18 protein-coding genes are annotated in these 23,540 nt (G+C 70.7%); 8 read left to right on the top strand and 10 right to left on the bottom strand.

Going from position 1 to position 23,540, the window contains the following annotated elements; translation table 11 throughout:
- Positions 1–84 precede the first annotated feature (84 nt).
- Positions 85–1,401, bottom strand: a complete 1,317-nt coding sequence (locus ACI2K6_RS07275) for an MATE family efflux transporter (protein ID WP_354451442.1) — start codon at positions 1,399–1,401, stop codon at positions 85–87.
- Positions 1,402–1,528: 127 nt separating this feature from the next.
- Between ACI2K6_RS07275 and ACI2K6_RS07270 the strand changes: the two genes are divergently transcribed.
- From ACI2K6_RS07270 to ACI2K6_RS07250, 5 genes are read left to right on the top strand one after another with little or no spacing between them, the layout of a single operon-like run.
- Positions 1,529–3,325 (top strand): alpha/beta fold hydrolase, encoded by a 1,797-nt coding sequence (locus ACI2K6_RS07270; protein ID WP_112616139.1) that lies wholly within the window; start codon positions 1,529–1,531, stop codon positions 3,323–3,325.
- Positions 3,326–3,371: 46 nt separating this feature from the next.
- Positions 3,372–5,369 carry a M13-type metalloendopeptidase gene (locus ACI2K6_RS07265; protein ID WP_323987155.1) on the top strand — a complete coding sequence of 666 codons (1,998 nt, stop codon included), beginning with the start codon at positions 3,372–3,374 and terminating at the stop codon, positions 5,367–5,369.
- Between the two features lie 46 nt (positions 5,370–5,415).
- Entirely contained in the window at positions 5,416–6,339 is a 924-nt protein-coding gene (locus tag ACI2K6_RS07260; protein WP_404568330.1) for a serine hydrolase, read from the top strand.
- 58 nt (positions 6,340–6,397) lie between these two features.
- Positions 6,398–7,195 carry a MerR family transcriptional regulator gene (locus ACI2K6_RS07255; RefSeq protein WP_404568329.1) on the top strand — a complete coding sequence of 266 codons (798 nt, stop codon included), beginning with the start codon at positions 6,398–6,400 and terminating at the stop codon, positions 7,193–7,195.
- Positions 7,196–7,226: 31 nt separating this feature from the next.
- On the top strand, positions 7,227–8,099 hold the full coding sequence (locus tag ACI2K6_RS07250; protein ID WP_269267066.1) for a hypothetical protein: 873 nt from the start codon (positions 7,227–7,229) through the stop codon (positions 8,097–8,099).
- A gap of 31 nt (positions 8,100–8,130) precedes the next feature.
- Here ACI2K6_RS07250 and purU read toward each other — a convergent pair whose 3' ends face one another.
- The 5 genes from purU to ACI2K6_RS07225 form a co-directional block, all read right to left on the bottom strand.
- Entirely contained in the window at positions 8,131–9,009 is an 879-nt protein-coding gene (gene purU / locus ACI2K6_RS07245; RefSeq protein WP_114589060.1) for a formyltetrahydrofolate deformylase, read from the bottom strand.
- Positions 9,010–9,052: 43 nt separating this feature from the next.
- Entirely contained in the window at positions 9,053–9,688 is a 636-nt protein-coding gene (locus ACI2K6_RS07240; RefSeq protein ID WP_404568328.1) for an alpha/beta fold hydrolase, read from the bottom strand.
- Positions 9,689–9,788: 100 nt separating this feature from the next.
- Positions 9,789–10,058 carry a hypothetical protein gene (locus ACI2K6_RS07235; RefSeq protein WP_112616153.1) on the bottom strand — a complete coding sequence of 90 codons (270 nt, stop codon included), beginning with the start codon at positions 10,056–10,058 and terminating at the stop codon, positions 9,789–9,791.
- A 21-nt stretch (positions 10,059–10,079) separates the two neighbouring features.
- Positions 10,080–11,573 (bottom strand): peptide MFS transporter, encoded by a 1,494-nt coding sequence (locus tag ACI2K6_RS07230; protein ID WP_404568327.1) that lies wholly within the window; start codon positions 11,571–11,573, stop codon positions 10,080–10,082.
- A 20-nt stretch (positions 11,574–11,593) separates the two neighbouring features.
- The gene (locus ACI2K6_RS07225; RefSeq protein ID WP_274178541.1) at positions 11,594–12,991 is read right to left on the bottom strand and encodes an MFS transporter; all 1,398 of its coding nucleotides are present in this window, start codon (positions 12,989–12,991) and stop codon (positions 11,594–11,596) included.
- Positions 12,992–13,066: 75 nt separating this feature from the next.
- Between ACI2K6_RS07225 and ACI2K6_RS07220 the strand changes: the two genes are divergently transcribed.
- The gene (locus ACI2K6_RS07220; RefSeq protein WP_404568326.1) at positions 13,067–13,798 is read left to right on the top strand and encodes a GNAT family N-acetyltransferase; all 732 of its coding nucleotides are present in this window, start codon (positions 13,067–13,069) and stop codon (positions 13,796–13,798) included.
- 21 nt (positions 13,799–13,819) lie between these two features.
- Here ACI2K6_RS07220 and ACI2K6_RS07215 read toward each other — a convergent pair whose 3' ends face one another.
- Together ACI2K6_RS07215 and ACI2K6_RS07210 are read right to left on the bottom strand one after the other, a co-directional pair.
- Entirely contained in the window at positions 13,820–14,626 is an 807-nt protein-coding gene (locus tag ACI2K6_RS07215) for an SDR family oxidoreductase (RefSeq protein WP_274178250.1), read from the bottom strand.
- Positions 14,627–14,779: 153 nt separating this feature from the next.
- Positions 14,780–16,192: an SPFH domain-containing protein gene (locus ACI2K6_RS07210; RefSeq protein WP_404568325.1), complete on the bottom strand. Its 1,413-nt coding sequence runs from the start codon at positions 16,190–16,192 to the stop codon at positions 14,780–14,782.
- Positions 16,193–16,332: 140 nt separating this feature from the next.
- On the opposite strand from ACI2K6_RS07210, the gene ACI2K6_RS07205 reads away from it, so the two are divergent.
- Positions 16,333–17,721, top strand: a complete 1,389-nt coding sequence (locus ACI2K6_RS07205) for a glycine--tRNA ligase (protein ID WP_112616161.1) — start codon at positions 16,333–16,335, stop codon at positions 17,719–17,721.
- Between the two features lie 104 nt (positions 17,722–17,825).
- Here the strand turns inward: ACI2K6_RS07205 and ACI2K6_RS07200 are convergent, their stop codons facing one another.
- Positions 17,826–21,425 (bottom strand): endo-1,4-beta-xylanase, encoded by a 3,600-nt coding sequence (locus ACI2K6_RS07200; protein WP_404568324.1) that lies wholly within the window; start codon positions 21,423–21,425, stop codon positions 17,826–17,828.
- Between the two features lie 94 nt (positions 21,426–21,519).
- Positions 21,520–22,098: an HhH-GPD-type base excision DNA repair protein gene (locus ACI2K6_RS07195; protein WP_274178253.1), complete on the bottom strand. Its 579-nt coding sequence runs from the start codon at positions 22,096–22,098 to the stop codon at positions 21,520–21,522.
- Between ACI2K6_RS07195 and ACI2K6_RS07190 the strand changes: the two genes are divergently transcribed.
- Positions 21,998–23,533 (top strand): protoporphyrinogen/coproporphyrinogen oxidase, encoded by a 1,536-nt coding sequence (locus ACI2K6_RS07190; RefSeq protein WP_404568323.1) that lies wholly within the window; start codon positions 21,998–22,000, stop codon positions 23,531–23,533. The two genes, ACI2K6_RS07195 and ACI2K6_RS07190, sit on opposite strands and share 101 nt — an antisense overlap.
- Positions 23,534–23,540 lie beyond the last annotated feature (7 nt).

The following is a 23,540-nucleotide window of genomic DNA, read 5'->3' as shown; positions in this document are numbered from 1 at the left end:
GCCGCCACGCTAAGCGCGGAATCTGAGGTTCGCACGTGAATGGGGTTTCGACCCGATCACAGTTCGGCTTCGCGTCTCCGGGGTTCAGACGGCGATGCGCAGCCACGCGCCGCGCCGCACGCGCCACCCCAGCGTGACCAGCCGGGCGATCATGTAGACGCCGAAGAACGCCACGGCGAGCCAGGCGAGGCCTGCCGCGCCGCCCGGGTGCAGCGCTCCGATCACCAGGAGAGCGGGGATGAAGGGGATGAGGTTCAGGCCTCCGGCGATCGCGAGATAGCGCGCGTCGCCGGCGCCCATCAGCACCCCGTCGAGGACGAAGACGATGCCGCAGACGGGCTGCGCGATCGCGAGGACGAGCAGCGCCGGCTGGATCAGGGCGGCCACGGCCGGGTCGCCGGTGAACAGCAACCCGATGGCCCCCGACGTCGCGGCGATGACGCCCCCGACGAGTACGCCGAACCAGGCGCCCCAGGCGACGGTGCGACCGAGGACGCGCTGGACGAAGGCCTCGTCGCCGGCACCCAGGCCACGCCCGATGAGCGCCTGCGCGGCGATCGCGAGCGCGTCGAGCGCGAAGGCCGCGGTGGAGAAGATCGTGAAGGCGACCTGCCAGCCGGCGAGTTCGCTCGTGCCCAGGCCGGTCGCGACGGCGACGGTCGCGAGCAGCGCCGCGCGCAGCGAGACCGTCCGGAGGAACAGCCAGCCGCCGAGACGCGCCGACCCGCGCATGCCGTCGGCGCGGGGCCGGAGCGACGCCGAGTGCCGGCGAGCGAGGCGGCCGATCACGACCACGTAGGCTCCGACCATGCCCCACTGGGCGATCACGGTGCCCATCGCCGACCCGGCGATGCCCCAGCCGAACCCGTAGATGAAGAGGACGTTCAGCACCGCGTTGGCGCCGAAGCCGAGGCCGGCGATCCACAGCGGGGTGACGGTGTCCTGCATGCCGCGCAGCAGCCCGGTCGCGGCGAAGACGATGAGCATCGCCGGAAGACCCCACATCGACAGGCGGAGGTAGGTCTCGGCATCCGTCGCGACGGCCTCGCCGGCTCCGAACATGCCGACCAGCAGCGGCGTGGCGAGCGAGCCCGCGGCCGCGAGCACGGCGCCGAGGCCGAGCGCGAGCCACAGCCCGTCGATCCCCGCGCTGACGGCGCTGGTCGAATCGCCCGCTCCGAAGCGACGGGCCACCGCCGGGGTCGTGGCGTAGGCGAGGAACACCATCAGCCCCACGATCGTCTGCAGCACGGCGCCGGCGATGCCGAGCGCCGCGAGCGGCACGACGCCGAGGTGGCCGATGAGCGCGGCGTCGACGATGAGGAACATCGGCTCGGCGATGAGGGCGCCGAGGGCGGGAACGGCCAGCCGCAGGATCTCGCGGTTGAGCGTGGGCGCCATGACTCGAGCCTAGAGGCGTGACGCCGGCGGACCCGCCTTTGCACGACCGCCGGGTCGCTGTCGAGCGCGCGGAACGCCACCGCAACGACGGTTACCGTTGATCATCGACCGAGGGAGAGGACGCCGGATGCGGCTGCTCGAACGCCTGGCGATTGCGCGCCTGCACGCTCGGCTGCCGACGTGGGTCCGCGTCGTCGTGGCCGCAGCGGCCGTCGTGCTCGGCGTCGTCATCGTCATCCGTCCGACGACGGCTCTCGACGTCCTCGCCTGGTTGATCGGCGGCGGAATGGCGCTGACAGGCCTCCTCGAGCTCACCGGGCGCGAGGGCGAGGCGCACCGCCCGCGCTGGCGCACGGCAACGGGGGTCGCCTGGCTTCTCGGCGGCGCGATCGTCCTCCTCGCGCCGGGATTGACGGTGCGTGTCGTCGCGGTCGTCGTCGGCATCCTTCTCCTCGGTGGCGGCATCCTCGGCGTCATCGCAGCCTTCGGGCGTGGCCGTACCTGGGACGCGCGCATCGCCGACGCCGCTTTCGGCGCGTCGGGCGTCATCTTCGGCGCGCTCGCACTGTTCTGGCCCGACATCACCCTGCTCGTGACCGCCGTCGTCTTCGGCGCCCGGCTGATCATGAGCGGCGTCGTCGACCTCTGGACGCGGCTCCGCCGCCGTCGCGACGACCGCGTGGCCGAACGCGTGGGGCCGGACGGCAGGCCCCGCCGGCGCTGGGGACGGACGGTGGTCGCCATCGCCTCCGTCGCGCTGGCCGTGACCACGACGATCGTGACAGCGCCGTTGCGCGACGGCTCGACCGTCGTCGACGACTTCTATGCGGCGCCGCGTGACCTGCCCGACGAGCCCGGGCGTCTCGTGCGGGCGGAGCCGTTCGACGCCGGCATCCCGGCCAGCGCGGAAGGGTGGCGGATCCTCTACACGACGACCGGCGTCGACGGAGATGTCCGCGTCGCGAGCGCCATCGTCGCGGTGCCGCGCGAGGGCGACGGGCAATGGCCGGTGATCGACTGGAACCACGGGACCACCGGGTTCGCGCAGCACTGCGCCCCCTCGCTGCAGCCGCGCGGACTGTGGGCGGGCGCTTTCTACATGCTGCCGCGAGCCATCAAAGAGGGCTGGGCCGTCGTCGGCACCGACTACATCGGACTCGGCACCGAGGGGCCGCATCCCTATCTCGTCGGGCTGCCGAGCGCCCACGCCTCGCTCGACGCCGTTCGGGCTGCGCGCGAGCTCGAGGAGGCCGACCTCGGCGCCCGCACCGTCGTGTGGGGGCATTCGCAGGGCGGTGCGGCGGCGCTGTGGACGGGCGCGGTCGCCCGTGAGTACGCTCCCGAGGTCTGGGTGCAGGGCGTCGCCGCCCTCGCGCCGGCGAGCGACCCCGCAGCTCTCGTGCAGGGCATCTCGAGTGTCACCGGCGGCAGCATCTTCGCGTCCTACGCCTTCGCCTCGTTCTCGTCGATCTATCCCGAGATCGAGTACCGCGACTATGTGCGTCCCGGCGCGGAGACCGTGCTGCGGCAGATGTCGGAGCGGTGCCTGTCCGACCCGACGATCGTGCTCTCCGTCGCCGCGGCTCTCGGGATGAGCCGCGACCCGGCGCTGTTCTCGCGGTCGCCGGCATCCGGAGTGCTCGGGCGGCACCTGCGCGAGAACACGGCGCCGCTGCGCTCCACCGCGCCCGTGCTGCTGGCGCACGGCGGGGCCGACAGCGTCATCCCGGTGCAGACCCAGGCCGCATTCGTCGACCGCATGTGCGCAGCCGGTCAGGACGTCGACTTCCGCACGTACGCGGGGTTCGAGCATGCGGGGGTCGTCGAGCGACCGTCGCCCCTCATCGACGAGCTGTTCGACTGGACGAGGGATCGTTTCGCCGGCATCCCGGTTGCCGAGGGGTGTACCACCACGGAACGCTGAATGGTCTCAGAAGTTCGTGTCGTCCGGTCGGCCTAGCATGGGTGCCATGACCGACCCCGTCCTTCCCTCCGGCATCGACATCGCCGAGCTGAGTCCCGAGATCCGACCGCAGGACGACCTGTTCCGGCACGTCAACGGCAGCTGGCTCGAGCGCACCGAGATCCCCGACGACAAGGCCCGCTGGGGATCGTTCCACGTCATCGCCGAGCAGGCCGAGAGCGACGTCCGCGCCATCATCGACGAGGCGACGACCGCCGAGCCGGGCACGGTGCAGCGGAAGATCGGCGACCTGTTCACGAGCTTCATGGACACGGCTCGCATCGACGAGCTCGGTGCCGAGCCGCTCCGACCGCAGCTGGCGCGCGTCGACGCGGTCGACTCGATCCCGGCGCTGCTGCGCACCGTCGGCGAGCTCGAGCGCGAGGGCATCGGCGGCATGATCGGTACCTTCATCGAGCCCGACCCGGGCAATCCCGAGCGCTACGTCGTGTTCTTCGTGCAGGGCGGGCTGTCGCTCCCCGACGAGAGCTACTACCGCCTCGACGGCTTCGCCGCGACGCGCACGGCCTTCCGCGGATACGCCGAGCGCATGCTCGAGCTCGCCGGGGTCGCAGACGCCGCGGAGCAGGCCGAGCGCATCGCACGGCTCGAGACGGAGCTCGCCGCGCACCACTGGGACAACGTGCGAAACCGCGACGCCGTCGCGACCTACAACCTGCACACGTGGGACGAGGTGACGGCCCTCGCCGGCGTCGACCTCGACCCGTGGCTGGAGGGGCTCGCGCCGCGGCACCGTGACGGTTTCGCCGAGATCAACGTCAATCAGCCGAGCTTCCTCTCCGGGCTCGGCACGCTCTTGACCGACGAGCACCTCGAGGACTGGAAGGCCTGGCTGCGTTTGCAGGTCGTTCGCGCCTCGGCGCCGTTCCTGCCCGACGCTTTCGTCGCCGAGAACTTCGACTTCTACGGCACCCAGCTCACCGGCGTGCCCGTCAACCGCGAGCGCTGGAAGCGCGGCGTGAGCATCGTGCAGGCGGCGCTCGGCGAGGCTGTCGGCGAGATCTACGTCGAGCGGCATTTCCCGCCGCAGGCCAAAGTCGAGATGGATGCCCTCGTCGACAACCTTATCGAGGCGTACCGGCAGTCGATCACGGGGCTCGAGTGGATGACGCCGGCCACCCGCGAGCGCGCGCTCGAGAAGCTCGCCGCCTTCACTCCGAAGATCGGCTACCCCGACCGCTGGAAGGACTATTCCGCGCTCGAGATCGACCCCACCGACCTCCTGGGCAACGTGCTGCGTTCCACCGAGTGGGAGTACGAGCGTCAGCTGGCGAAGCTCGGTCAGCCGATCGACCGCGACGAGTGGCACATGACGCCGCAGACGGTCAACGCGTACTACAACCCGCTGATGAACGAGATCGTGTTCCCCGCGGCGATCCTGCAGCTGCCCTTCTTCTCGTCCGAGCGCGATGCCGCGGCGAACTACGGCGGCATCGGGGCGGTCATCGGTCACGAGATCGGGCACGGGTTCGACGACCAGGGCAGCGCCTACGACGGCACCGGCGCGCTCAACGACTGGTGGACCGACGCTGATCGTGCTGCCTTCGAGGAGCGCACGGGCGCCCTGATCGAGCAGTACAACGCCCTCGTGCCGCGGGGCCTCGGCGACGAGCACACCGTGAACGGGGCGCTGACCATCGGGGAGAACATCGGCGACCTCGGTGGCCTCGGCATCGCCCTCAAGGCCTACCGGCTCCACCTCGCCGCGACGATGTCGCCGGAGGAGCTGGCCGAAGCGCCCGACGGTCCCGTGATCGACGGCTTCACGGGTGTGCAGCGGCTGCTCCTGAGCTGGGGTCAGATCTGGCAGCAGAAGGGCCGCGACGCCGAGACCATTCGACTGCTCACGATCGACCCTCATGCTCCGAACGAGTTCCGTTGCAACCAGATCGTCCGTAACATCGATGCGTTCTACGACGCATTCGGCGTCACCGAGGGAGACGAGCTGTGGCTCGCCCCTGATCGCCGCGTCACGATCTGGTGATCACCCGAACCGAATCGCTCAGACTGACTCCGACGGAGACGAGAACATGACGGTGGATGGATCCGAGTCCTCCTCCGGGACCGCCCGCTCGCGCGCGGAGCGACGGGGCGCCGCGCGTCCGCGACGTCGCTCGAGCGTGCCGCGCCGGGGGTTCGCGTCGACCGAGAAGGCGCTCGACACGCTGGCGGCTTCAGGAGCACGGGTGTCCGTGCGGGTCAGCGACCTCGACCGCGGCACACCGGTGCTCGCGGGCGACGACTTCGTCACGCTGCCCGTCGCGGGGATGGGGATCGTCCCGCTGCTGATCGAGGTGGCCACGCGGTTCGACGCCGGGACCCTCGACCCGCTCGAGATCGTCGATCGTTCGACAGTGGGCGACGTCGCCGTCGCGGGACTCTGGCGACACCTCGTGGCACCGGCCCTCCCGCTCGGCGACCTCGCCGTGCTCGCGGCTTCGACGGGCGACGCCCTCGCGGCCAACGCCCTGCTCGAGCGGGTCGGTCTCGATGCGGTGCGCGCCCGGATTGGGAGCCTGGGGATGCCGCGCACGGCGCTGCTCGACCGGTTCCGTGACACCCGTGGGCCCGACGATGCCCCGCACTACGCGCTCGGCACGGCACGCGAGCTCGCCGCGATGTTCGCGGCCCTCGTCAACACCGACGTCGTCTCGCCCGGCGTCAGCGCCCAGGTGTCGGAGTGGCTGAGCCTGAACCACGACCTGTCGCTCGTCGGCTCGGTGACGGGACTCGACCCCTTCGCGCACGACGACGACAAGCACGAGCTGCTGTTCGTGAACAAGACCGGCCGCGCCGACGGCATCCGCGCCGAGGCCGGCGTGCTCGCCGGCCCCCGTGCCGGGGTGTCGTACGCGCTCCTGGTCGCGTTCGACGACCTGTCGATGAGCGACCGCCTGCGCGCTCATGAGGCGTTCCGCGCGTTCGGGCTCGATCTCATGGAGTACGTCTTCTGATCCGATCCCGCTGTTCGCTTGACTCTCACACCGTGTCAGGCTGTCGAGTGGGATCACCATGTTGAGTATCGGAGAGTTCGCCCGGCTGGCCGGCGTGTCGGTGCGGATGCTGCGCCATTACGACCAACTCGGTCTGCTGCATCCGCATCGCGTCGATCCGGCCTCGGGCTACCGCTCATACTCCGCGTCGCAGCTCGATCGAGCCAACCGGCTGATCGCGCTGAAGGACCTCGGCTTCACCCTCGAACAGGTCGGCCGGCTGCTCGACGACGGTATGTCGTCGGCATCGGTGGCCGCGCTCCTGCGGGAGCGGAGGGCTGAGCTGAGCGGTCAGATCACCGCGGACGTACAGCGGCTGCACGAGGTCGAGGCGAGGCTCCGATCGATCGAGAAGGAGATACCCGTGTCCACATTCATCGAGACCGCACTGCCCGAGCTGACTCTGACTCAGCTGTCGGTCCGCATCGACGAGATGGCGCAGATCGAAGACGAGATCAGCGTCATGTTCCAACGCGTGAACGACAGCATCGATGCCGCCGGTGCGCGACGGCTGGGCCCCGGCGTCGCGGTCTACATGACAACAAGCGACGGCATGATCGCCGCCGCGGCTGAGCAGATCGGTGACGCTCCGGTGCCCGACGGCCTCGAGCGGGCGGTCGTCTCGGCCGAACCGCGAGCGCTCACCCTTCGCTACGAGGCCGACGATCTCGCTGGCATCCAGAGCGCGTGGCAGGCGCTGGTCGCCGAAGCGGAGCGGCGCGGACTGCGATCCGACGGCGCGTGCCGCGAGATCTACCTGCAGACGCCCTGTGACGGCGACCGATGGGTCATCGACCTGCAGCAGCCCGTGTCCTGAGCGCCGGCGCGGGCAGCGCTAGCCTGGGGGAGTGAGTTTGCTGGATCCCCGAGAAGCCGCACGACGTGAACAGGCCAAGTATCGGGGGACCACCTCCGCCTTGGCCGCGAGCCTGATCTGGGGCATCCTGTCGGTCGCCGCTGCGGCGGTCGTCGGGTTCGCTATCGGCGGCATCTTCGAGCAGCTCCGGGTCGTGAACATCAACAGTGTGTTCGGCACGCGCGACACCGGCGTCCCCATGGCTGCGCGCGGGTGGGGCCTGCCCGTCGGCATCCTTCTGCTGATCGTCTGCATCGGCCAGTACGGCAAGTGGAACCACCGGTTCAGCGCCCGCGAGAAGGGCTACGCGGCGATCGGCCCGCTCACGATGATCCTGGCCGGGCTGGCGATCGGCACGTGGATCGCGACGACGATGTGGATCGAGCCCGACGCCGTCGGCGTCGCCGTCGACCCGACATTCGGCGGCAACGAGACCTGGGGTGTCGGCGAGTGGATCCTGTACGCCGGACAATGGTGGCTGCCCGGGCTCTTCACGCTCCTCGCCGTGCTGAGCTACATCGCGCGGGTGCGCTCCCTCGCGACGCGCCGCCGCAACAACGCGGTCATCTCACGCCTCCTGGCCTCCGGCTCGCGCGTCGACGCGGAGATCGTCGAGGCACCCCTTCCCGCGCATGACGCGTCGCGGATGGCCGCGTCGCTGGTGGCGAAGTTCACCGACGCCGTGGGCACGGATCGTTGGGTCACGACCATGGTGCTCATCGCGCCGCGCGAGGTGCCGGCGATCGGTGACACGCGTCCGCTCGTATTCGATCCCGCCGATCCCGGCGACACGACGCGCATCTTCCTGTCGCCGACCGGCGCGACGGGCCCCGACGACTTCGAGCCGGTGCAGCCCGCGAGCTGAGACCCGGCCCGCGAGCTCGCGCGGCCCGCGGTCAGAAGACGATCGTGTGGTTGCCGTGTCGGATGACGCGGTCCTGCGCGTGCCACAGCACCGCGCGCGAGAGCACCTGACGCTCGACGTCGGCGCCGCGGCGGGCGAGCTCGGCCGCCGTCTCGGCGTGGGTGACCCGGATCGTGTCCTGCTCGATGATCGGCCCCTCGTCGAGGTCGGTCGTGACGTAGTGGCTCGTCGCGCCGATGAGCTTGACGCCGCGTTCCTTGGCCTTCTTGTAGGGCTCGGCGCCGATGAAGGCGGGGAGGAACGAGTGGTGGATGTTGATGACGGGCACGCCGAGCTTCTCGAGGAAGTCCGACGACAGGATCTGCATGTAGCGGGCCAGGACGACGAAGTCGACGTTGCCGACGAGCAGCTTCAGGATCTCGGCCTCGGACGCCGACTTGTCGGGGCCGGGCGTCGACGGGACGTGGAAGAACGGGACGTTGAACGAGCGGACGTCCTCGGCCGAGGTGGTGTGGTTCGACACGACCATCGGTACCGTCACGGGCAGATCGCCGCGGCGGTGGCGCCACAGCAGGTCGAGCAGGCAGTGGTCCTGCTTCGACGACAGGATCGCCATGCGCTTGGGCACCGACTGGTCGGTCAGCGACCACTGCAGATCGAACCCGGCGAGCGTCTCGCCGATCTCGGCTTCGATCGACGGGCGGTCGACGGCGAAGTTCGGGCGGTGGAAGACCACGCGGCAGAAGTAGGCGCCACCGGTCGGGTCGTCGGAGTACTGGTCGAACGCGACGATGTTGCCGCCCACGCGGGTGACCATCGCCGACAGGGCGGCGATGATGCCCGGCTGGTCCTGCCCGTGCACGATGAGGCAGGCGTGGGCGGGGTGGAGCGCAGTCGACGAATCGGTCATCCTTCGATTCTGCCCTGTCCCAGCCCCCGGTTCGGCACCCGGGTCAGTCGACGTCGAGGTAGTCCTCGATGACGAAGGCGGCCTCGCCGGCGTGCGTCGCCGGGAAGAGGTGCCCGCCACCCTCGAGGGTCACGAGGCTGACGAGGCCGGGAGCGGCGGCCTGCAGGCGCTCGCCGTTCGCGGGCGGCAGCACCTCGTCGTCGGCGCCCTGGATGAGCATGACCGGAACCGTCGGGGCGAGCGCGCGCCATTCGTCGAGCGACACGGACGTCGCGGCCGCCGCCTGCAGCGGCTCGAGGTCGGTGCGGGGCTCGTCGCCCTCGGCGCCGAGCAGCAGCACGCCGTCGACGCGGTCGGTGTGGTCGATCGAGACGGTGCGCGCGACGGCGCCGCCGAAGGCGTGACCGCCGACCCAGGCGTCGCCGAGTCCGACGTGGTCCATGACGTCGACGACATCCTGTGCCAGGTCGTGCAGCGTGACGCCCTCGGTCTGCGCCGTGCGGTAGCCGACCCGCAGGATGCGGAAGTCCTCCTCGGCCAGCACGTGGGCGAGCGTTCCGAGCGCCGCGATGTTGCTGTAGCCCGGGATCAGCACCAGGACCGGCTCGCTGCCGGCATCCTCGACGTAGGGGATGGCGCGGCCCTCGGGCTCGAAGATCTGCGGCTGTGTGTCGGTCATGGCTCCCTCTCGCGGTGTCCTGCGACCATTCACGCTAGCCGAATCAGCTGGGCGCCCGCGGTCGCGGGTGCATCGCGGCCCGACAGCCCGCGGGGGTGGGTCACCAGACGATGCCGCCGCCGAGCGAGATGCCGCCCCAGGTGAGCAGCACGAAGATGCCCGCGAAGACGACCGGAGCGATACCCGCGCCGCTGCGCGCGAGGCCCTTGAGCAGGGCGATCACCACCAGCACGGCGGCCACGAGCGAGAGACCGCCCCCGAGCACGAAGCCGATGAACAGCGGGATCGGCATGAGGATGAGCCCGAGGAGGCCGACCCAGAAGGCGGCCCAGGCGGTGGGGTTGGAACGACGCGCGACGGAAGAGGACATGTGTCCATCCTCTCGCGTGTGTCAGCGGACGTCGCGCATGAGAGCGAGCACGGGCTTGCGGGCCGCTGCGAGCGCGAGGCCGAGGCCGATCGCGATGGCGGCGAGGATCGAGAAGTAGGGCACCTCGTTCTCGGGATTGTAGAGCGGCGCGAGCAGTCCCGAGATCGCCGTTCCCAGCGAGACCGAGAGGAAGAACAGCGCGACCATCTGCGTCTGGAACCTCGCCGGCGCGAGCTTCGTCGCGGCCGACAGCCCGACGGGCGAGATCAGCAGCTCGGCGACGGTGAAGACGAACAGGATGCCGACGATGCCGAGCAGCGGGGTCGCGGCCGGGCCGCCGCCGGCGAATGGCAGGAACAGCAGGAACGCCAGTCCCATGACGATGACGCCCGCGGCGAATTTGATCGGCGTCGAGGGCTGACGTGTTCCGAGCTTCGTCCACAGGGCCGCGAAGACCCCCGAGAGGATGATGATGAACACGGGGTTGATGGAATTGACCCAGTCCGGCGGCATCTCCCACCCGAGGACGTTCCGGTCCAGCCGCTTCTCGGCGTAGATCGGGATGACGGTGAACTGCTGCTGATACAGCGACCAGAAGGCGACGCTGACGATGAAGAGCGGGATGAAGCCGTACACGCGCGACCGCTCGGTCGAGGTGATCCGCGAGCTCGAGATGATCACGGTGAAGTAGGCGATCGTCGCGACGATGACGACGATGACGACGACGAGCGACAGGTTGTCGGCCCGGATGACGCCGAGGGCGATCAGGAGCGCGATGGCCGCGACGGCTGCGACCGCGATGCCGATGACCAGCGGGTAGCGCGACCGGGGCAGCGGGTTGGGAACGCGACGTGCGGCCTCGGGCAGCGACCGGCGTCCGATCGCGTACTGGATCAGGCCGATGGTCATGCCGACCGCCGCGGCTCCGAACGCCCAGTGGAAACCGAGGCTCGTGCGCAGGAAGCCGGTGAGCAGCGGCCCCGCGAAGGCGCCGAGGTTGATGCCGAGGTAGAACAGCGAGAATCCGGCGTCGCGGCGGGGGTCGTGCTCCGAGTAGAGGGATCCGACGACCGCCGTGGCGTTCGCCTTCAGCCCGCCCGAGCCGAGCGCGACCAGCACGAGTCCGACCGCGACAGACAGCAGCCCCGGGAGCACGGCGAGCGCGACGTGGCCCGCGACGATGATGATCGCGCTGAAGAAGAGCACGCGCTCGGAGCCGAGCAGGCGATCGGCGATCCAGGCTCCGAGGATCGTGGAGAGGTAGACCGCTCCGCCGTAGGCGCCGACGATGCCGACGGCTGTGGCCTCGGGCAGGCCCGCCCCGCCCTCCGAGACCGAGAAGTAGAGGTAGTAGACCAGGACGATCTGCATGCCGTAGAAGCTGAACCGCTCCCACAGCTCGACACCGAAGATGTGTGTGAGCGCCCACGGCTGCCCGAAGAAGCGGCGGTCGTTCCGGCTGTCGTCGGGGGAGTGGGGGCGGGATGCGGTGGTGTCTGCGTCCTCGTGGCTCATGGATGCCGACGATACGCCGCTCAGGGCAGCGACGGGCGCGACTCGTGCGGATCGCGGCGCTGCGGTATGCACAGCGCCACGGCCAGGGCGATCACGGCGGCGCCCAGGCCGAGGGCGAACGAGACCTGGAACGCGGCCGGTGTCGGCACGGCGACGCCGTCGCGCTCGATCGACAGGGCAGCCAGCACGGCGCCGACGAGAGCGGCCGCGGTGCTCGTCCCGAGGGAGCGGAAGAGGGCGTTCAGGCCGTTCGACGCGCCGGTCTCGGTCGGCGGGACCGAGCGCATGATGAGCATCGGCATGCCGGCGTAGCCGAATCCGATGCCCACGCCGATGAGGAGGTTCGCCACGAGCAGGTGCCAGACCTCGGAGGCCCACAGCAGCGAGAAGCCGTAGGCGAGGATCAGGGCTATCGAGCCGAGGACGAGCAGCAGGCGCGGCCCCACCGTTCGGGCCAGTCGCCCCGAGAACGGCGAGAGGATCATCATCACCAGACCCGCCGGCATGATGATGAGGCTCGCCTGCAGCAGCGTCAGTCCGAAGCCGCCGACCGTCTCGGGAAGCTCGAGCATCTGCGGGTACGACACGTTCGAGGCGAAGAGCGAGAAGCCGATCGCGACCGACGCGAGGTTTGTCAGCAGCACTGCCGGGCGGGCGGCGACGCGCAGGTCGAGCAACGGGTCGGCGATGCGCAGCTCGAACCGGCCCCACACCAGCAGGACGAGGATGCCGCCGAGGCCGCACGCGAGGGTCGCCGCTGACGTCCAGCCCCAAGTGTTCCCGCGCGAGACCGCGAGGAGCACTCCGGTCAGACCGACCGCGAGGCCGATCGCCCCGATGAGGTCGAAGCGCCCCGGCGTCCGCAGCACGCTCGGGGGAACGACGAGCACGACCAGCACGAGCACGATCGCGCCCAGGCCCGCCGACATCCAGAACAGCACGTGCCAGTCGCTCGTCTCGGTGATGAGCGCGCTCACGGGCATGCCGACGGCGCCCCCGACGCCGAGGGTCGCCGACATCAGTGCGATCGCCGCGTCGACGCGGTTCTCGTGCAGCACGTCGCGCATGATCGAGATCCCGAGCGGCACGACGCCGGTCACCGCACCCTGCAGCGCGCGCCCCACGATCACCCCGACGATGTCCGTGGACAGCGCCGCGACGACCGACCCGGCGATGAGCAGGCCGAGCAGTACGAGCACGATGCGGCGCTTGCCGTACATGTCGCCGAGGCGCCCCGCGATGGGGGTGAACACCGCGGCGGCGAGGAGGGTGGCGGTGACGACCCACGCCGTGTCTTCGCGGCTCGCGTCGAGCAGCTCGGGCAGTTTCGACTGAATGGGGACGACGAGGGTGAACATGAACGACGAGGCCAGTCCCGCGATCGCCAGCACCGTGACGATCGCGCCCTGTCGCGGCATCCGGGTGAGTCGTCGTCGTCCGCTCTCACCCGATGCCATCCCTTCAGGCTATCCGCGGCGGCGTAGGGTGGGCTCATGAGCGAGAGCGTTCCCCCGACCCCAGCCGACGTGCCCGCGGGGATCGACATCCGCCCCCTCGAGACCGTCGCCGACATCTTCGCCGGCGCCGCGGTGCTGCGCGAGGTGTGGGGCGGCGACCGCGATTCGGTGCCCACGAACCTCATGCGCGCCCTCGCCTACTCCGGCAACTACGTGGTCGGACTCTTCGACGGCGACCGGGTCGTCGGTGCGTCGGTGGCGTTCTTCGCCGAGCCGGGTGCGCGGTCGATGCACTCGCACGTGACCGGTGTGCTGCCGGAGTACCAGCAGCAGGGACTTGGGCGCGTGCTCAAGCAGCACCAGCGCGCGTGGGCCTTCGCCCGTGAGGTCGGCACCATCACGTGGACGTTCGACCCGCTCTTCGCGCGCAACGCGCACTTCAACCTGCAGGTACTCGGAGCCCGCATCAGCGACTACCTCGTCGACCAGTACGGGCTCATGGACGACGGCATCAATCGCGGCGAGGTCACCGACCGGCTCATGGTGACGTGGCCGCTCGCGGCGCCGCCGCAGGAGCGTCCGTCCGACGACCGGATCGTCGCGACGATCGAGGTGCCCGCCGACATCCACGCCATCCGCGCCGCCTCTCCCGCGGACGCCGCCGCCTGGCGCGACCGCGTGCGCGCGCAGTTCCTCGAGCACTTCGCGGCCGGGCTCACCGTCGGCGGCTTCGACGACGAGCGCGGCTACCTCCTCGTCCGACCCTGACCTGCGCCGCGCGCGGCGTGGTTACTCCGCGCCGGCGTCGCGCCAGTCGTCGGACTCGAGGTGAGAGCCGGCCTGCGGGCCCATCTGCAGCATCCCGCCGTCGACGACCCACGTCGCACCGGTGACATACGACGACGCCGGCGACGCCAGGAACGCGACGACCGCGGCGATCTCCTCGGGCTTGCCCGGGCGCGGGATCGGGATGCCGGGGCGGTGGGTCTTCTCGGCCTCGTCGCCCTCCATGTCGTTGATGGGGGTCGCGATCTCGCCGGGCGCGACCGAGTTGACGGTGATGTCTCGGGGGCCGAGCTCCTGCGCCATCGTCTTCACGAGGCCCTCGAGGCCGTGCTTCGAGGCGACGTAGGCGGCCGAGCCGACCCGCGGCTGCGAGCCGTGGACGCTCGTCACCGCGATGATGCGCCCGCCGTCACCGGCATCCGCCATGAGCTTCGCGGCGGTCTGCATTCCGAGGAAGGCGCCGTCGAGGTTGAGCGCGACGACCGTCCGCCACCCGTCGAGGTCGAGGTCGAGCACGGGCCCGCCGGTGCCGCCGCCGGCGTTGTTGACGAAGACGTCGAGGCCGCCGAGCTCCTCGGCGAGGTGCTCGATGACACCGGGGACCTTCTCGAACTCGGTCGCGTCGAACTGGGCGACGACGGCCTTGCGGCCCCGGGCCCGAACGCCCGCTGCGGTCTCGTTCGCGCCCTCCTCGTCGGAGTGCCAGGTGACCCCGACGTCCATCCCCACGTCGGCGAGGGCGAGGGCGGTCGCACGGCCGATCCCCGAGTCGGAAGCGGTCACGATGGCACGGCGAGGAGTGAACGTCATGCCCCGACGCTACGAACCCCCGGCGCGGTGTCGCACCCGGTTGACAATCCCGCGCGGGAACTCCTCAGATCCCGGCGCCCGGAAACGACGAAGCCCCGTCATCACGCGAGAGGTGAGACGGGGCGTCGTCGGATCTGAGGAGTCAGCGCGGGGTCACTCCGCCGAGGTCTCCTCCGAAGCCGGAGCCGGAGCCGGAGCCGGCGCCGAAGCCGCGGCGGCGTCGTCCTCGCGCAGGCCCTGGGCGACACCGCGGCCGGTGGCCTGGCCCTGGATGATCTGGCGCAGGTCGATGCCGGTCGTGGCCTGCACGGCGTCGAAGGTGGCGCGCATGCTCGACGCGCTCTCGGAGGCGATGTGGCTCGATGCGCCGTCGCCGCCGAGCACCGTGATGGAGCCGACCTTGTCGAAGCCGCGGGCGAACTCGGTCATCAGCGGCACGAGGGCCTCGATCGCACGCTGGGCGAGCAGGGCCTCCTGGTTCTGGGCGATGGCGGCGGCCTCGGCCTCGATCGCCTCGGCGCGGGCCTCACCGGCCAGGCGCACGGCGTCGGCCTCGGCCTGGGCGCGCAGGCGCGTGGCCTCGGCCTCCTGGGCAGCGATCTGTGCGCGGGCCTCGGCGGCCTTGACCTCGGCGTACGCATCGGCGTCGGCCTTGCGCTGGCGCTCGTAGAGCGAGGCGTCGGCGACCTTCTTGATGTCGGCGTCGAGCTGGGCCTGCCGGTTCTCGGCGGCCTGCAGCAGCACGTCCTGCTCGCGCTGCGCGCGGGCGAGAGCCTCGGCCTGCTCTGCCTCGGCGCGGGCGCGGCCGACCTCGGCGGAGGCGGCGGCGGAGTTCTTGTCGTACGCGGTCTGCTCGATGAGGTTCGCCTCGTCGGTCGCGAGCTGACGCGCCTTGACCTCGCGGGCGGCGTTGATGCGGGCGACCTCGGCCTCGCGGCGAACGCGCTCGACCTCGGTCGCGCCGAGGGCGTCGATGTAGCCGTTCTTGTCGGTGATGCCCTGGATCTGGAACGAGTCGAGGATGAGGCCCTGGGCCAGCAGGTCGCTCTTGATGCCCTCGGCGATCTGGTCCGACAGTTTCTGGCGGTCCTTCATGAGCTGCTCGACGGTCAGCGTTGCGACGACGCCGCGGAGCGCGCCCTCGAGCTGTTCGGTCGTGAACTGCTCGATCGCGCCGTCCTGCGACAGGAAGCGCTCGGCGGCACGACGCACGAACTCGGGGTCCGAGCCGATCTTCACGAGGGCCACGCCTGCCACCGACACGGTGACGCCGTTGGATGCCTGAGCCGTGGGCTCCATCTTGATCTGACGTGCGCGCAGCGAGATCATCTCGGCGCGCTGGGTCAGCGGGTTGACGAGGGCGCCGCCGCCGGTGATCACCGAGATGCGCGAGGAGTCTCCCGCCGCGTTCTTCTGGCTGCGACCGACGACGACGAGTGCCTGGTCGGCCTTGGCGACCTTGTACCAGGCCCGCACCATGATCAGCAGGAAGATCAGAAGGATGATGACGGCGATCACGGCGATGCCGCCGATCACGAGCGCGCCTCCGGCGAATAGAGCTTCCATGCTGACCTTTCCCGTGCGTAACGATGTGTCCTTCGACCGTATCGGGGTCGACCTGCGCGGCGCGACTAGAATCGAGGATGCCGTTGTCTGCGGCATCCGCGCCGCCGGCGCATCCCGAAAACGACCATGAGGAGCCACCTGTGGCCGAGCAGTCCCGCCTCGACAAAGTCATCGCCCTCGCCCGTCACCGCGGGTTCGTCTTCCAGGCGGGGGAGATCTACGGCGGTTCGCGCTCCGCGTGGGACTACGGCCCCCTCGGCACGGAGCTCAAGGAGAACATCCGCCGCCAGTGGTGGCAGACCTTCGTGCGCGGTCGCGGCGACATGGTCGGCCTCGACTCGTCGATCATCCTGCCCAAGCGCGTCTGGGAGGCCTCCGGCCACGTCGCGACCTTCACCGACCCCCTGGTCGAGTGCCTGCAGTGCCACAAGCGCTTCCGCGAAGACACCCTCATCGAGGACTTCGAGGCGCGCAAGGGCCGCAAGGCCGAGAACGGCCTCGCCGACGTCCCGTGCCCGAACTGCGGCACCAAGGGCCAGTACACCGAGCCCAAGTCGTTCTCGGGCCTCGTGAAGACCTACCTCGGCGTCGTCGACGACGAGACCGGCCTGTACTTCCTGCGCCCCGAGACCGCGCAGGGCATCTTCGTGAACTTCTCGAACGTCCTCACGGCGAGCCGCAAGAAGCCGCCGTTCGGCATCGGCCAGGTCGGCAAGGCGTTCCGCAACGAGATCACGCCGGGTAACTTCATCTTCCGCACGCGCGAGTTCGAGCAGATGGAGATCGAGTTCTTCACGCCGCCCGCCGAGGCGCAGCAGTGGTTCGAGCACTGGGTCGAGGCGTGCTGGAACTGGTTCATCGAGCTGGGCATCGACGCCGACAACATGCGGCGCTTCGACGTCCCCGAGGACGACCGCGCCCACTACTCCGCCGGCACGATCGACGTCGAGTACCGCTTCGGGTTCCCGGGCAAGGAGTGGGGCGAGCTCATGGGCGTCGCGAACCGCACCGACTACGACCTGGGCAGCCACTCCGAGGCATCCGGCCAGTCACTGACCTACTTCGACCAGGCATCCGGCGAGAAGTACACGCCGTACGTGATCGAGCCCTCGTTCGGCCTGACGCGGGCCATGATGGCCTTCCTCGTCGACGCGTACGACGAAGAAGAGGTGCCCAACGCGAAGGGCGGCGTCGACACCCGCACCGTGCTGCGCCTCGACCCGCGCCTGGCGCCCGTCAAGGTGGCCGTGCTGCCCCTCAGCCGCAACGAGCGTCTCTCGCCGCTGGCGCGCGAGGTCGCCGACACGCTGCGCGGCCGCGGCTGGAACATCGACTTCGATGACGCCGGTGCGATCGGGCGCCGCTACCGCCGTCAGGACGAGGTCGGCACGCCGTTCTGCGTCACCGTCGACTTCGACTCGCTCGACGACCGGGCCGTCACCGTGCGCGACCGCGACACGATGGCGCAGGAGCGCATCGCGCTCGACGCGCTCGAGGGCTATCTCGCCGAGCGCCTGCGCGGCGCCTGACGCACCTTCGGGCGGAGAACGACGCGAACCTCGGAGCCATCCTGCGATGGACTCCGAGGTTCGCGCTTTTCTCCGACGTTCGCGCCCGAGAGCAGACCCGCGGGTCAGGGGGTGCGGCGTCGCCGCAGCGCCAGGAACAGTCCGCCCGCGGTGAGCAGCGCCGCCGCCGCGAGTGCCGCGCCCCACGGCAGTTCGCCCCCGGTCGCGCTGAGGCTGCCGCTCCCGCTGGCCGTGCCGCCCGCGGCGCCGCTGCCGCTCGAGGCGCCGCTCACGACCGTCACGGCCACGCGGATGTCGTCGAACCCGGGCGACGTGATGACGAGCGTGTGCTCTCCGGTCGGGAGGTCACGGGGGACGGCGACGGCGAAGCGCACCTCGCCTGACGCATCGGCCGCGGGGATGCCGCTGACGACGATCGGATCGCTGTACAGCGTGGCGCCGATCTGCTGCTGCGGCTCGAGGCCCGAGACCCGCACGGGCAGCGATCCGCCCTGGGCCACGCGGCCGTCGCCGATGTCGACGGTCGCCCACGCGTCGGGCTCGCCGGGCTCACCCGGACCGCCCGGTTCGCCCGGCGTGGTCAGCGAGTCGACGAGGTGCACGACGCCCCACCGCGAGGTGGTCTGGTAGCCGGTGCCGGTCGGCTCGGCCCACGTGTGCACGGCGAAGCGCGAGCCGCCGCGAGCGTCGTTGACCTGCGCGTCGAAGCCTTGGAAGGTGCCGGGACCACCGAGCGGAACGTCGCTCTGCCCGCCGGACTGACCGACGAGGTCCATGGCCGCCTCGACGATGTACCCGTTCGCGGTGCGCGCGGTCGCGCTCTCGAGCAGTCGTGACCGCTGGAGCGCCTCGTTGCCGGTGCCGAAGGTGACGTCGCCGTCGACCGTGATGCGGATCTGCGTGTCGTTGGGACCGTACGCGCCGCTCTTGGTGTTGCCGAGATCGAGGAAGATCTCGACGCCGTCGCGGTTCCAGGGATCGCTGTTCGACGTGTCGATCTCGGGATCGACGACCTCGAAAAGGGTGTAGAGCACGTTGTCGCGCCAGAGCGTCCGGACCGTCGCCGTGGCGCCGGTCGCGTCGCCCTCGACGCGCTTGGCCGTCTCGATCCGCGGAGCGTCGGCCCACGCGTCATCCACGACCGCGTCGACCGTGATCGTGTCAGCGCGGGGGATCTCGAGGTACGACAGCTCCTCGTAGAAGGTCAGCTGACCCATGGCACCCGCCGAGTTCCACGATCCCACGAGCCCGTCGGCACCGAAGACGCGCACGTCGAAGGCGGCGGTCGCGCCTACGGCCGGGGCTTCGTGCGGCAGCTGAACGACGGAGTAGAACGCGCCGTCGGCCTCGACGGTCCGGCCGGCGAGGTCGCCGCCGGTGCCGAAAGCGGCCTGCTCGTCACGGTAGGTGAACTCGATCCGCTTGGGCCGCACGTTCGAGCGAACGAGCACCGTGAGGTGATCGTCGCTCCAGCGCGTCTGGAAACCGCCCGCGTCGCCGGTGAGCGGGTGCTCGGGCAGGTTGCGCCATTCGGCGGCATCGGCGATCGCGCCGTCGAGCCCCACATCGCCGCGGAACACATCGGCGGTCGTCACCAGCGGCGGCAGACCGTCGTCCTGGCCGATCGCACCGAAGAACGCCGACTTCGCGCTCAGGTCGCCCGCGAACAGCAGCGGAACCTGCTCCGAGCGCCACGAGCGGGCGTCGGTGAGACCCCACACGGTGACCGAGTAGAGGTCCTCGGATGCCGGCGCCCCGGCGTGGTAGTCGCGGAACACCTCGAACGCGTCGCGGTAGTAGTACCCCTGACGCGCGAGGTTCGCCGCGGTGGCGGGGTTGACGGTGACGTCGAGCTCGGTGACCGCCTGCATGAGGCCGAGGCCGGCGAACCGGTCGAGCGTGCTCGCGAGAGCGCTGACAGGGGTGTTGATCGAGACGTGGAACTGGTGGCCGACGCCGTCGAGGGGCGTTCCGGCGGCGACCATCCGGCCGACGAGGGCCTCGTACTGCGTTCCCTTGGCGTCCTGCTCGGTGTTGTAGTCGTTGATGAACAGCTTCACGGGGCGGTCCGAGTCCGGGGCCGCGTAGTCGCGGTTGAACGCCTGGTCGGCGAGCCGGAAAGCGAGGTGGATGAACTCCTCACCGAGGACGTCGTGCCACCGGCTGGTTCGCAGGCCGTCGGGCGTCGCCTGGTCGGAGATGACCTCGTTGACGACGTCCCACGCGACGAGGGGATTGGTCTCGGACCCGAACAGGCCGTAGTCGTCGGCGATCGACCGGGCGACGTCGTCGATGTGCGTCGCGAGCCGGTCGCGCAGCAGTTGCTTGTCGGCCTCCGAGTCGGTGAGCTCTCGCCCGGAAGCATCCTGGAAGAACCAGTCGGGGGTCTGGGCGTGCCACAGCAGCACGTGCCCGTAGAGCCGCAGGCCGTTCGCGGCCGCGTAGTCGAGCAGCGCGGTGGCCTGCGGGTGGCGCTGGAACTGCTGCTGGTGGTCGTACCAGGCCTCGACCTTCATGTGGTTCTCGGGTGTGATCTGGTCGAAGTGGTGCCGGAGCAGATCGGATGCCGCGCCGCTGGTCTCGCGCTGATCGATCGCGACGCCGACGGGGAAGTCGGTCGTGTCCTTCAGCGGAGTGAGATCGAGGTCGCCTTGGCCGGCTTCGGGCACCGCGACCCGCACCTGGTCGACGAGGAACGGCGAGGTGTTGCCGGAGTTGTACCGCGCCTCGATGTAGAGCTCGGCCGCGGCGTCGTACCCGGGGATGGTGATGTCGCCGGCGACGGTCGTCCATCCGGTCGCCGAGACGCTCTCGGCCTGCAGGAGGTTGGTATAGGCGACCGTGCCGCCGTCGTCGGTGCGCATCGAGACGGTGAGGCCCTGGCCGGGGTCCGCGCCGGGCGCGAAGCGCAGCGCCGCGGAGAATGCATAGGTCTGTCCCGCGAGAAGGGTGTCGGTGACATCGAGGAGGATGCCGTCGCCTTCGTGCGTCCGATCGGTGACGAGAGCCGCGTGCGACGACTCGTCGGCTCCGCCGGGCACGACCTCCACGGTCGGGCCGGCACCGCTCGACCCGGCCCGCGGCTGCCAGGCGCCGAGGGCGCCGTCGTCGAACGTGCTCTCGATCAGGACGGTGCCCGGGGCGTCGGGGCCGGTACCCGGATTCGTGCCCGGATCGCCGTCCGTCGCCGTGACGGTGACGTCGTCGACGAGGTAGGTGTACGCGGCCGTGCCGGCGATGTCGCCGGTGCCGAGGTAGAGCCGGACGTCCTCGGTGGTCTGCGGCGACGTCCAGGTGCCGGTGACCGTCGTCCAGTCGCCGGCCGTGATGGTCGTGTTCCCGATCCAGGTGTATCCCGGGACGCCGACCCAGCGCGCCTGCGTGTCGGGCGTGCCCGCGGCCAGCCGGACGCGGGCGCTGACGGTGTACTCGGTCTCGGGCTCGAGGATGCCCAGCGCCGTCTGGATGCCGACGTAGTCGGCGTCGCGGTCCCGCACGACGAGAGCGCCGTCGACGTAGTCGAGCGTGGAGCCGTCGCCTCCGCTCTGCGTCAGCGCGTCACCGAGCGTCGGGCTCGAGAAGTCGTTGGCGACGACGGGGGTAGTCGCCCCGGGGGCCGCGGCGGCTCCCGTCGCGACGAGTAACGGTGCGGCGAGCGCCGCGGTCGCCGCGGCTGCCAGTAAACGGGGTCGACGAATTCGCATGGTTCGAGCGCTCCTTTGCGCAGACCGGGGGTACGGAATGTCGACTACTCAAACATATTCGGTGTCGTCCGCCAGTCTTTTCGAAAACCGCGACTCAGGAGGCAGAGGCGTCCTTCGCTGCCGCCTTCGCCGCGCGCTTGTATTCGCGGACCTTCGTCAGCGACTCGGGTGAGACGATGTCGGCCACCGAGCGGAACGAGCCCTCGTCGCCGTACGAGCCAGCGGCCTCCCGCCAACCGTCGCCGGTGAAGCCGTACTGCTTGCCCAGAAGCGCGAGGAAGATCTTCGCCTTCTGCTCACCGAACCCCGGCAGCGCCTTGAGCCGCTTCAAGACGGTGAGGCCGTCCGGGTCGCCGGCGGTCCAGATCGCCGACGCGTCGCCGTCCCAGTCGTCCACGATCGTCTGGCAGAGCGTCTGCACCCGGCCCGCCATCGACCCGGGAAAGCGGTGCACGGCCGGCGTCTGGCGGAAGACCTCGACGAACTCGTCGGGGTCGTAGCCCGCGATCGTCGCCGCGTCGACCGACCCCGCGCGCTCGCGGATCTTCAGCGGCCCGGTGAACGCCGTCTCCATGGCGATCTGCTGGTCGAGCAGCATCCCGATCAGCAGCGCGAGCGGATTCTCGGTCAGCAGCTGGTCGGCGGCGGAGTCGTCGGTGATGTGCAGGCTCATGCTCTCCATGTTCTCATCGGCGAGACGGCAGGATGGGGGCATGACGGATCTCGTGACGCATGCCCACGACACCCGGGTCGTCGTCGTCGGCGGCGGTATGGCGGGCATCGTCGCGGCGCTCGAATGTGCGCGCCTCGGACTGCAGGTCACCCTGATCGAGGCCGGGCCGCAGCTCGGCGGCTCCCTCGACCGGGCGACGCTGGGCGACCTGACGGTGGATGCCGCGGCCGACGGCATCCCGGCGTCCGCGAAGACGCTCGCGAAGCTCATCGACGAGGTCGGGCTGAGCGATGAACTCGAGACCGCCCGCGACGACGAGCTGTGGCTCGGCGCCGGTCCGGCCGGACCTGCTCCCGCGCCCGCGGGGACGGTGCTGGGCATCCCCGCCAACCCCTGGGCCGAGGATGTGCGACGACACATCGAGGGGCGTGGCGCCTGGCGTGCCTATCTCGACCGCGTGCGCCCGCCGCTGACGGTCGGGCGTCACCGCAGTCTCGGCGAGCTGGTCTCGTCGCGCATGGGCGAGCGGGTGCGCGACCGGCTCGTAGCCCCGTATGTGCTCGCCGTCCACGGCGTCGCTCCCGAGTTCATCGACGTCGACGCCGCGGCGCCGTCGCTCAACCCCGCGCTCACGCGGACCGGCTCGCTCAGCGGCGCGGTCGCGCAGACCGTGCGCCCCGGTTCCGCGCAGCGCCGCGCGCCGCGCGGCGGGCTGTTCCGCCTGATCGATGCGCTCGAGGCGCGCCTGCGGGACTTCGACGTCGACATCCGCACCGGCGCGGACGTGACGGAGATCCGTCGCGAGCGCGACACGTGGCTCGTGCGTGCCGACAGCGTCGAAGAGCCGGTACCTTCCGATCTGCTGATCGTCGCCGCGGACGAAGACACCGCCCGCCGATTGCTGTCCCCGCACGTGGAGCTTCCCGCGAGCGCCGAGCCCCGGCCAGCGCCGCTCGACGTGGTGCTGCTCCGCATCGAGGGGGTCGACCTGCCCGAGCGGGGGTCGCTCGTGATCGGGCCCGGGTCCGAGCCGGCCACCGTGCGTCCGATCTCGCGGACCTGGCCATGGATCGGCGAAGCGCTGGCCGAGGACGAGCACGTCATCCGGGTGACCCTGCCGCACACCGCCGGGTCGGACGCGGACGTCGTCGCGGCCGCGCGCGCGGCGGCATCCGATCTGTGCGGCGTGGAGATCCCGGCGGGCGCCGTACGCGCGGCGGCCCGCGTCGGGTACTCCCGCGCGGCTCCGGCGTCGCTGCTGGGTCATGACGAGGCGGTCCGGGCTGTCCGGGTGCGGGCGCGTGAGTTGCCCGCCCTGGCGCTCGTGGGCGGGTGGCTGTCGGGCAACAGCCTCGATCGGGTCGCCGCCGACGCGATCGCCGAGGCGGACGCCGCTCGCCGCGCGGTGCTCTGGCGAGGGGTCGATCCGGCATGATAGTCGG

It is taken from the genome of Microbacterium sp. NPDC006705 (assembly GCF_044903545.1).
Lineage (GTDB): Bacteria > Actinomycetota > Actinomycetes > Actinomycetales > Microbacteriaceae > Microbacterium > Microbacterium plantarum.
The sequence above is the reverse complement of the archived record's forward strand: the minus strand, read 5'-3'. Positions and strand labels throughout refer to the sequence as shown.